Below are 12,932 nucleotides of genomic sequence, written 5' to 3'. Positions count from 1 at the left end.
AGCAAATATTTACATGTCCACCCATTTGCCAATTACTACTCCACAAATCGTAGCATTCCCATTTACTTTAATGATTTTGTCAGGCCAGTTTGGATTTAGTGGCTGTAGATATTTTTCACCATTTTCAATAATTAATTGTTTGAAGGTCGCGGTAATATCATCATCTAAACGAACAACAACGCAAGATTTATTCTCTGCTGATTTTTCAGGATCAACAAAAATAATATCACCATCTTCAAAGCTAGGTTTGCCATTAGGATTATACATACTGATACCAGATACACGTAATGCGTATGTGTTTTTACTATGACCTACAGGACATGGCAACCAACGAATAGCATCATCTGGTAATAGTGATTCTATATTGCACCAACTTCCAGCAGCGACCCAAGATATAACAGGGATCATACCTTTTATATCTGGAGCCTCAGATAAGGAAGAGTCTAGTTTCGGTGTGGCTGTCACATCTTTGACATTTTCACCTTTGAGCCATTCAGCTGAGACATCTAGTGCATTGGCGATCTCAACTAAAAACTTAGAGCTTTCATTACGACCGTTTTCTAAGAATGTAATAGTCGACGTGGAAACCCCCGCCTTTTCTGCTAGGGCTTCTCTAGAATATCTTTTTGCTTTTCTAGCTTGGTATAAACGATCTTTTAACATAATAAATCTCCTTGTATTAATATGTAATTTAGTTACTTTTGTAACACAAGGCAATATACAAAAGTAACGAATAATATTACATAAGTATTGACAAAATTAATTACATAAGTAACAATTTTACTGTTTTAAATATGTGTGAGATTGCATATGAGCGACATGATAGATTTGATTATTAAAAAGGCTGGTGGAGCCACAGAGTTGGCTAAAAAACTAGACATTACTCGACCAGCAGTACTTCATTGGAAAGCTAGGGGATATAAAGTTCCACCTATAAAACACGCTTTCAAAATTGAAAATATTACAGGCATTCCAAAAGAAGAAATTTGGACTGATTATTTCAATTCAAAACCACAGAACATTACCAATGATGGTTTAGAGGGGTGATTTCTAATGGCTACGAATTTAGATTACATCTGGTTGCATCTATTCAACGGTAACAGATTAAGTGATCGCCAAGCAATGGTTCAATTTGCTTATGGCGCATTTCGTTCTCGCGTATCTGAAAAACGTTATGAATATCACATTCAAGACGAGTTTGTAACGATTCATCCACAGGGTTCTGTTGTTCGATACAAGGAATACTGGATCTGTCCGAAATTCTTGCGTACTAAGCAAGCTCAACGTATCAGAGAAGAGTTGATGAAAAAAACTCATGGGAGAAGATCATGAGACTAATTTCTTATATCAATAATCAAAAATGCCTTGAGTGGGGGTTAAATCTTCAACAAGGGGCACTTTTTGATTTATTAAATCAGTCATCCAGTTGGGCAGATCCCATTTACATTGATGGCAAAGTTTTTTATTGGGTGTCCAAAAATAAAATTTGTTCAGAGATTCCACTCGCATACTCGAAGAAAGATACCGTCTATAGAGCATTAAAAGTGTTAGTAGAGAAGGGCTTGATCTTGTATGTGAAGCATGAAGGGAAGGATTGTATTGTTTTAACTAGCAAGGGTAAAGAGTGGAATTCTGAATTGAATCCAACGCTCGGAAATAAATCCGAGTCTAGTGGAAATGATTCGGAAATAAATCCGAAAAACCTCGGAAATAAATCCGACACTCGGAAAAATATCCGAGAAAACTCGGAAATAAATCCGACATATAATAATACTAATATAAATACTAGTAGTAGTGGTAGTAGTAATAACCTACCAGAAAATGCTCATCAGCAAATCATCGACAAATGGAACGCTTCTGGCTTTGTTCAAATCAAAGCTATTGTTTCAGGCAGTCAACGCGAAAAGTTATTAAAAGCTCGCATTAAAGAATTTTCACTTGAGCAAGTTCTCGAGGCGATTGATATCGCCAATCAATCAGAATTTTTAAAAGGCGGTGGATCTAAGGGCTGGGTAATGGATTTCACTTGGTTTTTACGTCCAAATAATTTCATCAAAGTTTATGAAAACAAATATGCCAATCGTCCAGTAGCAGAAGGAGTTAATCATGCAACCCATTCAAGCAATCCAAACCGTAAATTGTCAGCCGTTGAACGAGTACGAATTGCAAATGAGAGAGCAAGAGCGCAAAGAGCAGCGCAGAATTCAGGCGCTCGAGCAAATCTGGGAGTTTATGAGCCAAATGTACGGTGAGCTTTGGACTAACTCATTTGGTGAGATTGCTAGCGAAAATATGGCATGGAAAGCAGGATTATCAGGTTTAACGGCTAAACAGGTGATGATGGGATTAGAAAAAGTGGCACAAAGTGGCAAAACATTTCCGCCAACGTTACCCGAGTTTTTAGCGTACTGCAAAGATGAACGTTTTGATTTTGATGTGATGTATCAAACGTGTGTTTATTGGTCATCGGAATCCGTATTGAAGCAATTGGGGCTCAAACGAAGTAGAGAAGCATTATTCATCATGAGCATGATTGGTGGTGAGATCCAAAGCGCTACACAAGCTAAGGCTGAAATGCTTGTGCGAAAAGGCATTGCTGCACTAGAGAAGCATTTGAATGCTGGTGGTCAATTGCCAGAATTTGCTGTTGAGATTGAACACAAGCCGTTGCCAAAGCAGGGCTTTAGCTTAACTGAATTTATGCGCATTGCAGAAAATACCCCAATAACGAATTAATAATTGATTTTGAAAAACGTATGTAGAGGCAAAAATGATAGAGGTAACAAGCTTACAGCAATTATCAGACATCAAAGATGCAATCATCATATTCACAAACGATTCTGATAGTTCGGATGTATTGAAAGATAAATTGGACGGTATAGATGGGGTCTTTAACGTCGATATAACGCACGAAATAGGCTCAAAATTAAAAGAAATCTATGGCGTTGGACATATCCCAAGCGCCGTGTTTTATAAGGATGAAAAAGCGTCAAATTTGTTTAATGGTATCGCAGCAATTATGAGGAGAGTACATGGCTAGATTTTACGTGAAAAACAATGCGATTTTGCAACGTGTGATTGCTTATATCCGCGATATTCAGTCTAAGGATGGTGTTCCTATGGTTAATATTTCAAATCGCAAAGAAGATCGCAGCCATGCGCAAAATCGCTTAATGCATAAGTGGTTTAAGGATATTCATAATATGACTCAAGCTGGCATTGAATATGAGGCAGGGCGTTGTAAATACGCATATTTCTTACCCATTATGGCCACTAGCGATAATGAAGATGCCGTTGAAACTTATGAATTGATCAAGGAAATAGAGAAATTGCGTGGGTATGAATACACGTGTAAAGCACTTGGTCAAAGTCTTTTACCTTCGAGTCGACTGTTAAGCACTAAAGAATTTGCCCAAGCTTTAACTGAGATGCAGCAAGGGGAATGGGAACATTGTTTAACTGATCCAAGCTTATACGGGTTGAATTTAAGAGATGGATTATAAGCGGTGAGGAAGATGGATGACTAAAGAAGAAAAAAGACATTTAGCAAAAGTCGCCGCTTTAGGTTGTATTGTCTGTCGTAATGAAGGTTTTGGAAGAACAGCAGCAGAAATTCATCATGTCAGAAACGGACAGGGAATGTCGCAAAGAGCCAGTAACTTTGAAGTGATTCCATTATGCCATGCTCACCATCGAACAGGTGGGCATGGCATTGCTTTTCATGCGGGCAAACAGGCTTTTGAGAGTAAATATGGTACTGAGCGTGAATTGTTAGCACAGATCAACCAACTGCTTAATCAGGATAACTCAAGATGAAAGTAATGATTGGAATTGATGTGGGTAAAAAAACAGGTTTTGCTTTATCACTGGGTGGCAAGTTATCAGAGGTTAAGTCATATAGGTTTTGGGATGCGGTGATGGCTGTAAAGAGCTTGTTTGAACGTTATAAGCAAGATAATCAAATTGACTTCAAAGTTTATGTGGAAGATCCAAGATTGCGTACATGGTTTGGTTCAGATGAGAAGAAAGTGCAAGCTGCTCGTATGGGTGTCGGCAGTGTTAAACGAGATGCTGAATTGTGGGAAGAATTTTTGCAACGTGAGCAAATTCCCTATGAATTGATCGCACCTAAATATAACCGCACAAAATTATCACACGAACAATTTATCAGATTGACAGGTTGGACTAATAGAACAAATGAACATGGCCGTGATGCCGCAATGCTAATTTATGGGAGACAATAAGTGATTGAGCATGGAGTGATTAAAAAAGGTGGAGAGGTTGTTGGGTATCGCACGCCAAAGAGTGAATTATTTATTGAACAGCAACGTCAAAAGGTTGAAGAAAGAAAATCTAATAGAGAAATGTTAAAGCTTGCTGATCATGCTTTGGAGGCATGGGCAAGGTGGCGATTAACGAGTATAGGCTATGGAAATTCTCCATTAGCTAGTCAGGATATGCCAAAAATGCCAGCAGGATCTATGCCGCCGATTGGGTGTAGAGAAGCGCCTGAAATTGTATTGGCTGTTATCAGGGCATTTGAGAAAATGAAGAGCACTCATATTGGTAAACGATATGTTTATGTATTGAGCGAATCATATTTAAAACGCCAGAGCAAAGAAAGTATGACATCAGTAATTATGCGTTTAAAGCTAGGAGTGAGTATAAGATATATTCGTCAAGGAAAAATATTTTTCATAAAACATCTAATTTTACAGTAAGTTGTGCTATGATTACTTTGTCAACACTGTTGAATATTTTTATTGCCGTGTTGACGATTTTGGTTTTCCTTGCTAGTATTACGATTACTCAAGGTAGAGGTTTTTAACCTAGAGACATTTTAATTCAAGGAGATTTTAAGTTATGAGTGGTGTTACAAGTTTTGGAAAATTGCTCCGAAAACTCAGAGTAGACCACGGATCGACATTAAGAAAGATGGCGGAAGATCTGGGTATTAGCTCAGGGTACTTGTCGGCAATCGAATTAGGAAAGCGTGCTGTTCCAAGTGATATGATCTATAAATTGCAAAATTGTTATGATCTCACTACTGAAGCATTAGAAGAAATGAGGCAATTAGTTGAGACAGAAGCAAAGTCTATACAGGTTAACTTAGAGGATGCTAATAACAAGCAGAAGGAAGTTTTTTTGGCGTTTGCGCGACAATTTGATGATTTAGATGAGTCAGCGTTAGACGATGTATTAAATGTATTAAAATCGCGGGGTAATTAAATATGCAAAGAGAGCTGTCTATCCGTGTCAGTCCAATGTCGGCGGCAAAGATTGGAGAGCTTGCGAAGAGTGTTAGAAAGGTGTTTAAAATAAATAAGCCCTTTGTAGATTTAGAAGACTTAATGGAAAAATTCATTTGTAATGATATGTTGGAAATTTGTCTGCCTGATGACATTCGTTTAAAGGGTAAGTATGCTTTAACTTACCCTGATCGCAACAAAATTTTATTAAGTGAATCTACCTATAACGCCGCATGCTTTGGAGATGGTAGAGCACGATTTACAGTGGCACATGAGATAGGGCATTTGGTGATGCATAAAGAACAGAGTGCTTTTGCAAGATCATCAGGGAATCACAAAATATATGAAGATGCTGAATGGCAAGCAGATACCTTTGCATCATCATTTTTAATGGATGTGGATTATTGTAATTCCGAAACTCAAATAGGGGAGGTAAGAGACATGTTCGGCGTAAGTTGGCAAGCAGCATCAATTTGGCACAAGAAGCATATAAAATAACCTGGTTCTTATGATTCGCACTCATAAGAACCATTATATAAGATGATGATACTAAGAGGCATCATCGGTCTTTCTAAATATTACGGGCTTAGTATTGTAATAGATACGAGTAGTTTAGACAAGACTTAAAATTTCTCTTAGAAAGGAGGTGTTTTATGTATGAGTTTAAAAGCTATCAATTCGAAACCAGCACCTAAGGGATACCGTTGGGTATGTTGTAGAACCAGAAAGGTACGCGGCAATTCAGGTAAAATCCTTGACGCTAGAGATTATGGATATCAAGCGTGGTGTTTCTTAGTTCGCTGTTAGTAATGTGATATATGATGATTTGAATGCCACAATATTTTATATATTGTGGCTGTGTTGTATGTTTCTCAGATATTGCAAGTTTCTGATAGATCAACACATGTATGAAAGCTTTATATAAGTTACTTTATAGTTTATAAACGCCAACATAGTTAGTATCATAATCGTCATTTTTACATGCATGTATAGCTCTAGGACGAAAATGGATACAGAATTAATTAAAGCACTCAATGGAGTTTTGAAGGAATTTCCTCAATTTTGGGATGGCGAAAAATTACATCGTTCAATGGTAGTAGATGCCATTAATCAAAAAGAGCCTAATCTTATTAAGGCATTAATTAGCAATAATAAAATTAAGTCGCTTTACAGTACAGAAATTGATGATGTTCTTTTGTTTGATTTTGAGAAACTCACAAGCCTTTTAAAATATAAAGAGTTTTGGAATGATAGCTTCACCAAATACCGAAATATGGTAGGTTTAACTAGTGAAGGCAAATACCTCAATTATAATAGCGATGTGGTTTTAGACTTTCCTTTTAAAGATTGCGTTCTTGAAGGTGGCATGACCAAAGAAGATCAAGGTAAAGATGAAATCTATTACAACGAAGTCATTGCCCGCGACGAGATTGATCGTCTTTTTGCTCCCAAAGTACTGACCAAGACAAAGCGCTATACCAAAGATGGCATTGAAGAGAATATTACCGATTTTAGTGATGAAGATAATCTCATTATTAAAGGTAATAATCTCATTGCACTTCATTCTTTAAAAGAACGCTATGCAGGTAAAGTAAAGCTTATCTACATTGATCCACCTTATAATACGGGTAATGATAGCTTTAAATATAACGATCGTTTTAATCGTTCTACGTGGCTGACTTTTATGAAAAATCGTCTTGAAGTTGCGAGAGATTTATTAAGCGATGATGGTAGTATTTGGATTACATTAGATGATATAGAAATAAGCTATTTAAAAGTGTTAGCAGACTCTATTTTTGGTGAATCATGTTTTCTAAATATGATTGCTTGGCAACATTCTGATAATAGCAATAATAATGCTTTAACTTTTTCAGAGGACTTTAATCATATTCTTGTTTATTCAAAAAAGGCTGATTGGAAGCCTATATTTTTAAATGATCTTGAAAAAAGAACACATTTTAAAAATCCTGATAATGACCCTAGAGGACCATGGTTTGATGGTAATCCAATTAATAACCCGGGACTAAGAACTAATTTACAATTTGATATTACAGCACCGAATGGGAACATTATTAAACATCCTGCAAATGGTTGGCGGTGGTCTAAAGCTACTATGGATGAGAAATTTGCAACTGGAGAATTACGATTTTCTGATGATCAAACTCGAGTAATTAGAAGAACATATTTGAATGACATGGAAGGGCTCCCACCCTCAAATTTATGGACTTGTTTAGAAAAAACAGGACATACTCGAAAAGCTAAATATGAGTTAAAAAAACTTTTTCCAGATATACCTGTTACGAGCTTGTTTTCTACACCTAAGCCTGAGCTACTGATTAATCATATAATTAATTTGGCCACTAATGATACTAATGATCTTGTACTGGATTTTTTTATAGGCAGTGGAACAACGGCAGCAGTCGCGCATAAAATGGGGCGTAGATATATTGGTATTGAACAGATGGATTATATCAATGAAATCACTGTACCAAGATTACAAAAAGTGATTGAAGGCGAACAGGGTGGTATTTCTAAAAATGTTGAGTGGCAAGGTGGCGGGAGTTTTGTGTATGTTGAAATGATGGAACTTAACTATCAATTCATTCATAAAATTGAAAATGCCAATGATTATGAAGCGCTAACGGCTATTTTTGAAGAGATGAAGAATAATGCTCATCTTAACTATCAGGCTGATTTAAATAAAGTATTAAAAGCATCTTATGAAATGGATGGAATGCCGAGATTGGTAGGCTTTGATGAGTTAGAGCTTCATGAACAAAAGAAATTACTCATTGAATTGCTCGATAAAAATCAATTGTATGTTAGCTATTCTGAAATTAAAGATAGAACATTGAATGTTTCAGAAACAGATCAAGCCTTTAATCATAGCTTTTATGAGAAGGATTAATCATGGCTAAGAAACCTATAAACAAAGAACTGCTTTTTAATCAGTTTAAGCAAGCTGATAATTTAGGGCTTTTTTCAGAAAACTATGAAGTCCCGAATTATATTAAGGATAATTTAAAAGATCAGTTGCGACCTTATCAAGATGAAGCATTGCGTTATTTGCACTATGCACAAAGCAATAAAGAAGCGGATGTACGCTATAAGCATTTGCTGTTTAATATGGCAACAGGTGCAGGCAAAACGATGGTGATGGCGGGTGCTATTCTCTATATGTTTAAAGAATACAGCTATCAGAACTTTATCTTTTTTGTTCATACGGACGCAATTATCCAAAAGACGAAAGAGAATTTATTAAATACTTTGTCATCCAAATACCTATTTAGCCAACATATAGAGATTGATGGTGAAAAGATCACCATTGAAGCGGTGGAAACTTTTCCAACGCTACCTAATAAAAATACGATCTATCTGAAGCTTTCAACCATTCATAAAATACATGATGAATTGAATAGTCCAAAAGAAAACAGCGTAACTTTTGATGAATTGAAAGAACAAAAATTAGTATTGCTAGGCGATGAAGCTCATCATTTTAATGCTGAAACCAAGGCGAAAGGTAAAGCTAAGAATACGGCAGAATATGAGGAACTAACGTGGGAAAAAACCATAGATTCTATTCTTGCGTTACAAGCCAAAAATCGCTTATTGGAATTTACGGCAACGATTAATTTAGATAACAAAGATATTTATCAGAAATACAAGGATAAGATTGTTTATCAATATGATTTGAAACAATTCATGATGGATGGTTATTCTAAAAAAGTCATGCTATTAGAAGCCAACCAAGAAGATAATGACAAAATGCTAGATGCTGTATTGCTAAGCCAATATCGTAAAATGGTGGCATTAGATCATGGTATTCATGGTTTTAAACCGATTATTTTATTTAAATCTAATCAGATTGCTGTGTCAAAGGCAAAACAAGATGATTTTATACAGATCATCGAATCTTTAACCCCCGAAATAGTTAAATCCCATCTAGCACAGAAAAAAACACAAGTAAGCTCATCTACTAGTATTTGGCATAAAGTTATAGAGCGTTATGCTCAAGATGATTTAATCACTATTATAGGGGCGATTAAGGATGACTTTAATGAAATGAATCTTTTAAATGTCAATAAAAGCGACTTATTAGAGGAATATCCTATTTTATTGAATACTTTAGAAGAAATTGATAACCCTATTCGAGCTATTTTTGCAGTTGCGAAAGTCAATGAGGGTTGGGATGTATTAAACCTTTATGACATTGTAAGAATTAGCGAAAAAGCATCTAATACTAAAACAAGTACTGATAGTGAAGCCCAATTAATTGGGCGTGGTGCGAGATATTATCCATTTAAATATCAAAATGATCAAAGTTATACACGCCGTTTTGATACTAGCATTAGTGATTTGGCAGTATTAGAGCAACTTCATTATCATACGATTAATGAACCCGCATATATTAAGACACTCCATAATTCACTAGATAATGCGGATATTATGGCGCATCTGGATGGATTGGGGAAAGTTGAACATGCCAGATTAAAAGAGGACTTTAAAAAATCTAATGTTTATCAACATGGGAAACTGTTCTATAACGAAGTGGTTGAAGTGGATAACAGTACTAGAACATGGGCGTCTTATTCACTAGAAACTCATTTCGAGGTAAGTTATAAAGCGGCACAGGAAATTTCTTTAGATCATATAGAAGATTATGTAGAGCAACGTACTCATATTGAAACATTAAAATTGGATCAAAGATATTATTTCAAAGCGTTGCAGAAGCTTAATTTTTTCACTTTTGAAAATTTGAAAATTTATTTTCCAATGCTTAGCAGTATTAAAGAGTTTATCACCAGTACAGATTATTTAGGGGATTTAGTCATTAATGTCACTTTACCATATAGTGTCACATTAGATGACCTAACGGCTAAAGAAAAATTGCAATTATTAGAAACTGTATTGGCACGAATTGCAGATAATATTCGTCGTAATTTCAATAGAGTGATGGGTACATACCGCTTTATAAGTAGGCCACTTAAAGATTTTATTTGTGATTACAGCACATACATAGATATGAATCCTGCAACATACGTGAATCAACGAATTGATGCACAACCAACTATTGGTAAGAAATGGTATGTATTTGATCAAGCTATTTTAAATCAGCTTGAACATAAATTAGTAAAATTGATGGGGCGTTTTATTGATAAGCTTAAAGATAAATATGAAGACATTTATCTTATACGCAATGATGAACAATCTACGGGCTTTAAATTAAGAGAATTTAATGGTGTTCGTGGCTTTATGCCAGATTTTATCTTAATCATGACTGGTAAAGCAGACAATGCATATTATCAAGTATTTTTAGAGCCCAAAGGCGATGATCGCTTATTAGATGATGCTTGGAAAGAAAGAATGCTAGAAACCATTAATAATCAGGATTTAATCATTTTAGATGAAAATGAAGATATTCGATTAGTAGGTATTAAATTCTTTGCTGATAGTAAGCGCCAAGATTTTATTAAAGACTTTGAAGATAAGCTTTATGATGGAAAACCTTTAGAGGAACAATCATTATTGTTGTAATTATACTTAACTTTATTAAGAAGCCTCTTCAATAGATATTGGAGAGGTTTTGTTAATATCTAGGTTTTATAACTTTTTGCAAATAGGCACTTTTATGTTAATATAACACTATGGTCAAAAATTGTATCTATCAGATTTTGATCGAAATAAATTCTTAGAAAGATCGCCGTGGCGGTCTTTTTTTATGCCTGAAATAAAGTATAAATATCAGAGACACATACGACTGCGACCATAGTAGTCCATGAATCTGAAAGAGCCAGCTGGCGGTGCTACTCAGAGCTCTAATACATGGCAAATAAACACCAGCAATATTGCATGAATTCCTCCGATAATACTTCAGGGCAATATCCTTGCATCAGGTGACGATGCGCAATTGCTTATCGTTGAGCATATCAACGAACATAGTGCCTTTAGCTCAGTTGGTTAGAGCGCTCGACTCATAATCGAGCGGCCGTTGGTTCGAGTCCAACAAGGCACACCAAATTTGCCCAGGATGCTTCTGCATTTATGTAAGCCCTGGCTATCTCTATTGATTACATTGTGGGGCGATTGATTATGAGAAAATGCAATACATGTAAAAAAGAGTTATTAGAATCATTCTTCAATGATCAATCAGGTGATGATTGTGTGTTATGCGCTTCAAAGCGAGTTGAAGTAGCTAAAGTTGAAAAACAGCCTTATGAAGAAGTTGAGGACAATAGCTGTGCAGGTGGCGCTTGTACTTTATGATTTGCTAATAATAAAAGTCACGGCTATATTGCTCCTGCCTACAATTTGATAGGCGTAAAATAAGGAGTTCATCATGTGTGATGAAGAAATTGGCGAAGCTCTACAGTGTGAGAAGTGTAATGGTACAAATATTGTAGATTTTGAAAGAACATGGGCAATAAAAGAAGAGTACACGGATTCTTTCACTTGCAGCGACTGCAAACATGTAACTTATATTGATAAAACATTATAAGTAGTTTTCATTTCAAATTGATTAATTTATATAAGCTCCTTAATTGGGGCTTTTTTGTGGGTGAAATATGGGGTTTAAGTTAGGGAAAAAATCAAAGAATAATTTAATCGGGGTTCATCCTGATTTAGTTGCAATTGTAGAACGAGCCATTGAGATCACTCAGCAAGATTTCACAGTCTTTGAAGGTGTTCGATCAATCACGAAACAAAAAGCCTATTATGCCAAAGGTACATCGACCACATTGCATGGTTCCCGTCATTTAATAGGCAAAGATGGCTATGCTCATGCTGTGGATTTAGTGCCGCTGATTCGTGGCCAACTTCGCTGGGATTGGGATGGATGCTATGCAATTGCGGAAGCTGTACGCCAAGCATCGATTGAATTAAAGATTCCTGTGCGTTGGGGTGGCGTTTGGGATAAGTTGCTTTCTGATATTCAGGGCATGACAACAAAGCAAGCGCAGCAGGCTTATGTTGATCAGCGCATTCGTAATGGCCAACGAGCATTTGCGGATGGTCCGCATTTTGAGTTACCATTGTCACCACAATATCCACAGTTTTAGATTAGCTGCCCTAAGTGTATAGCATCAGCATGAATAAATTTAAAATAGTATTTACCACTATTGGAATGATTATTGTATTGATATCAATCTTACATCAGTCTTATTGGATGTGTTCGATGGATCTTAATGACTACAATAAAAGATTTCCTATCACATGCAAGACACTGAGCCCATTTGGATTTCTGTTTGGTGCTCAGTAGTTGTTCGAATAGCCCCTTAATTGGGGCTTTTTTGTGGACTAAACAGTCAGCACAAAAAGTTATCTAGATACGCATTTAACATCAGAACAAATAATTTTAGATCAAGTGAATAAGGTGGGCAAAGCAGTAGAAGCCTGCTAAGACGGCACTGTAAGAAATGCGCCAACACTTCTTACAGTAGTCAACTGAGAGACCAGTTAACCCATTGCGCAAGCACGCAAGGCCGCCCCCTGCAGGGGCAGTAATTTTATCAGGTTAATATGGAAAGAAAAAAGAAAGTTTTAACAGAAGTGAGATGTGCAAATTGTAATAAGAAGTTATGTGATGCTGAATACAGCGTATTAAAAATAAAATGTCCTAGATGTAAATCTATGAATATTTTAAAGAAGTGAGTGCCTAGAGCGCCTAATGTTGAATGCCTCGAG

Annotated in this window: 18 protein-coding genes and 1 tRNA gene; 18 read left to right on the top strand and 1 reads right to left on the bottom strand. The window is 36.1% G+C overall.

The genetic code is table 11. The features are described 5' to 3' along the window. Window positions 1–9: 9 nt before the first annotated feature. Window positions 10–663 carry a LexA family transcriptional regulator gene (locus tag B9T20_RS02145; protein ID WP_094489604.1) on the bottom strand — a complete coding sequence of 218 codons (654 nt, stop codon included), beginning with the start codon at window positions 661–663 and terminating at the stop codon, window positions 10–12. A 156-nt stretch (window positions 664–819) separates the two neighbouring features. Here B9T20_RS02145 and B9T20_RS02140 point away from each other — a divergent pair, with 156 nt between their 5' ends. The 18 genes from B9T20_RS02140 to B9T20_RS10305 all read left to right on the top strand — a co-directional run bounded on the left by B9T20_RS02140 (window position 820) and on the right by B9T20_RS10305 (window position 12,899). After that, entirely contained in the window at window positions 820–1,047 is a 228-nt protein-coding gene (locus B9T20_RS02140; RefSeq protein WP_158520516.1) for a YdaS family helix-turn-helix protein, read from the top strand. Window positions 1,048–1,053: 6 nt separating this feature from the next. After that, window positions 1,054–1,332 (top strand): hypothetical protein, encoded by a 279-nt coding sequence (locus B9T20_RS02135; RefSeq protein WP_094489602.1) that lies wholly within the window; start codon window positions 1,054–1,056, stop codon window positions 1,330–1,332. Further along, complete coding sequence (locus tag B9T20_RS10170) at window positions 1,329–2,252, top strand: hypothetical protein (RefSeq protein WP_199415210.1); 924 nt, start codon at window positions 1,329–1,331, stop codon at window positions 2,250–2,252. The genes B9T20_RS02135 and B9T20_RS10170 overlap by 4 nt, the downstream gene beginning before the upstream one ends. Continuing rightward, window positions 2,233–2,736: a hypothetical protein gene (locus B9T20_RS02125; RefSeq protein WP_148138445.1), complete on the top strand. Its 504-nt coding sequence runs from the start codon at window positions 2,233–2,235 to the stop codon at window positions 2,734–2,736. The genes B9T20_RS10170 and B9T20_RS02125 overlap by 20 nt, the downstream gene beginning before the upstream one ends. Before the next feature lie 34 nt (window positions 2,737–2,770). After that, complete coding sequence (locus B9T20_RS02120; RefSeq protein ID WP_094489600.1) at window positions 2,771–3,040, top strand: hypothetical protein; 270 nt, start codon at window positions 2,771–2,773, stop codon at window positions 3,038–3,040. After that, complete coding sequence (locus B9T20_RS02115; protein ID WP_094489599.1) at window positions 3,033–3,503, top strand: recombination protein NinB; 471 nt, start codon at window positions 3,033–3,035, stop codon at window positions 3,501–3,503. Before B9T20_RS02120 ends, B9T20_RS02115 begins: the two co-directional genes overlap by 8 nt. 16 nt (window positions 3,504–3,519) lie before the next feature. After that, window positions 3,520–3,816, top strand: coding sequence for a Ref family recombination enhancement nuclease (locus tag B9T20_RS02110; RefSeq protein ID WP_094489598.1), 297 nt, complete (start codon window positions 3,520–3,522; stop codon window positions 3,814–3,816). After that, window positions 3,813–4,244 (top strand): hypothetical protein, encoded by a 432-nt coding sequence (locus B9T20_RS02105; protein WP_094489597.1) that lies wholly within the window; start codon window positions 3,813–3,815, stop codon window positions 4,242–4,244. The genes B9T20_RS02110 and B9T20_RS02105 overlap by 4 nt, the downstream gene beginning before the upstream one ends. After that, complete coding sequence (locus B9T20_RS02100; protein WP_094489596.1) at window positions 4,245–4,721, top strand: hypothetical protein; 477 nt, start codon at window positions 4,245–4,247, stop codon at window positions 4,719–4,721. It abuts the gene before it with no gap. 142 nt (window positions 4,722–4,863) lie between these two features. Beyond that, window positions 4,864–5,229, top strand: coding sequence for a helix-turn-helix transcriptional regulator (locus B9T20_RS02095; protein ID WP_094489595.1), 366 nt, complete (start codon window positions 4,864–4,866; stop codon window positions 5,227–5,229). 2 nt (window positions 5,230–5,231) lie between these two features. Continuing rightward, window positions 5,232–5,747, top strand: a complete 516-nt coding sequence (locus B9T20_RS02090; protein ID WP_094489594.1) for an ImmA/IrrE family metallo-endopeptidase — start codon at window positions 5,232–5,234, stop codon at window positions 5,745–5,747. A gap of 508 nt (window positions 5,748–6,255) precedes the next feature. Further along, window positions 6,256–8,157 (top strand): site-specific DNA-methyltransferase, encoded by a 1,902-nt coding sequence (locus B9T20_RS02085; RefSeq protein WP_094489593.1) that lies wholly within the window; start codon window positions 6,256–6,258, stop codon window positions 8,155–8,157. A 2-nt stretch (window positions 8,158–8,159) separates the two neighbouring features. Then, on the top strand, window positions 8,160–10,784 hold the full coding sequence (locus tag B9T20_RS02080) for a DEAD/DEAH box helicase family protein (RefSeq protein ID WP_094489592.1): 2,625 nt from the start codon (window positions 8,160–8,162) through the stop codon (window positions 10,782–10,784). A gap of 404 nt (window positions 10,785–11,188) precedes the next feature. Further along, window positions 11,189–11,265, top strand: a tRNA-Ile gene (locus B9T20_RS02075). Window positions 11,266–11,339: 74 nt separating this feature from the next. Further along, complete coding sequence (locus tag B9T20_RS10165; protein WP_199415209.1) at window positions 11,340–11,513, top strand: hypothetical protein; 174 nt, start codon at window positions 11,340–11,342, stop codon at window positions 11,511–11,513. A gap of 73 nt (window positions 11,514–11,586) precedes the next feature. Next, window positions 11,587–11,745, top strand: coding sequence for a hypothetical protein (locus B9T20_RS10110; protein WP_158520514.1), 159 nt, complete (start codon window positions 11,587–11,589; stop codon window positions 11,743–11,745). 67 nt (window positions 11,746–11,812) lie between these two features. Beyond that, window positions 11,813–12,307 carry a M15 family metallopeptidase gene (locus B9T20_RS02070; RefSeq protein ID WP_094489591.1) on the top strand — a complete coding sequence of 165 codons (495 nt, stop codon included), beginning with the start codon at window positions 11,813–11,815 and terminating at the stop codon, window positions 12,305–12,307. Between the two features lie 460 nt (window positions 12,308–12,767). Continuing rightward, window positions 12,768–12,899 carry a Com family DNA-binding transcriptional regulator gene (locus B9T20_RS10305; protein WP_094488350.1) on the top strand — a complete coding sequence of 44 codons (132 nt, stop codon included), beginning with the start codon at window positions 12,768–12,770 and terminating at the stop codon, window positions 12,897–12,899. Window positions 12,900–12,932: the final 33 nt, after the last annotated feature.

It is taken from the genome of Wohlfahrtiimonas sp. G9077 (assembly GCF_002252155.1).
In the GTDB taxonomy this organism is placed as follows: Bacteria; Pseudomonadota; Gammaproteobacteria; order Cardiobacteriales; family Wohlfahrtiimonadaceae; genus Wohlfahrtiimonas.
Note: the sequence above shows the minus strand (reverse complement) of the source record. Positions and strands in the feature narration are given on the sequence as shown.

Bases quoted from the DNA above. Each gene is read 5' to 3' on its own strand.
- B9T20_RS02145 (WP_094489604.1), bottom strand. From the start codon at position 663: ATGTTAAAAGATCGTTTATACCAAGCTAGAAAAGCAAAAAGATATTCT.
- B9T20_RS02140 (WP_158520516.1), top strand. From the start codon at position 820: ATGATAGATTTGATTATTAAAAAGGCTGGTGGAGCCACAGAGTTGGCT.
- B9T20_RS02135 (WP_094489602.1), top strand. From the start codon at position 1,054: ATGGCTACGAATTTAGATTACATCTGGTTGCATCTATTCAACGGTAAC.
- B9T20_RS10170 (WP_199415210.1), top strand. From the start codon at position 1,329: ATGAGACTAATTTCTTATATCAATAATCAAAAATGCCTTGAGTGGGGG.
- B9T20_RS02125 (WP_148138445.1), top strand. From the start codon at position 2,233: ATGAGCCAAATGTACGGTGAGCTTTGGACTAACTCATTTGGTGAGATT.
- B9T20_RS02120 (WP_094489600.1), top strand. From the start codon at position 2,771: ATGATAGAGGTAACAAGCTTACAGCAATTATCAGACATCAAAGATGCA.
- B9T20_RS02115 (WP_094489599.1), top strand. From the start codon at position 3,033: ATGGCTAGATTTTACGTGAAAAACAATGCGATTTTGCAACGTGTGATT.
- B9T20_RS02110 (WP_094489598.1), top strand. From the start codon at position 3,520: ATGACTAAAGAAGAAAAAAGACATTTAGCAAAAGTCGCCGCTTTAGGT.
- B9T20_RS02105 (WP_094489597.1), top strand. From the start codon at position 3,813: ATGAAAGTAATGATTGGAATTGATGTGGGTAAAAAAACAGGTTTTGCT.
- B9T20_RS02095 (WP_094489595.1), top strand. From the start codon at position 4,864: ATGAGTGGTGTTACAAGTTTTGGAAAATTGCTCCGAAAACTCAGAGTA.
- B9T20_RS02090 (WP_094489594.1), top strand. From the start codon at position 5,232: ATGCAAAGAGAGCTGTCTATCCGTGTCAGTCCAATGTCGGCGGCAAAG.
- B9T20_RS02085 (WP_094489593.1), top strand. From the start codon at position 6,256: ATGGATACAGAATTAATTAAAGCACTCAATGGAGTTTTGAAGGAATTT.
- B9T20_RS02080 (WP_094489592.1), top strand. From the start codon at position 8,160: ATGGCTAAGAAACCTATAAACAAAGAACTGCTTTTTAATCAGTTTAAG.
- B9T20_RS10165 (WP_199415209.1), top strand. From the start codon at position 11,340: ATGAGAAAATGCAATACATGTAAAAAAGAGTTATTAGAATCATTCTTC.
- B9T20_RS10110 (WP_158520514.1), top strand. From the start codon at position 11,587: ATGTGTGATGAAGAAATTGGCGAAGCTCTACAGTGTGAGAAGTGTAAT.
- B9T20_RS02070 (WP_094489591.1), top strand. From the start codon at position 11,813: ATGGGGTTTAAGTTAGGGAAAAAATCAAAGAATAATTTAATCGGGGTT.
- B9T20_RS10305 (WP_094488350.1), top strand. From the start codon at position 12,768: ATGGAAAGAAAAAAGAAAGTTTTAACAGAAGTGAGATGTGCAAATTGT.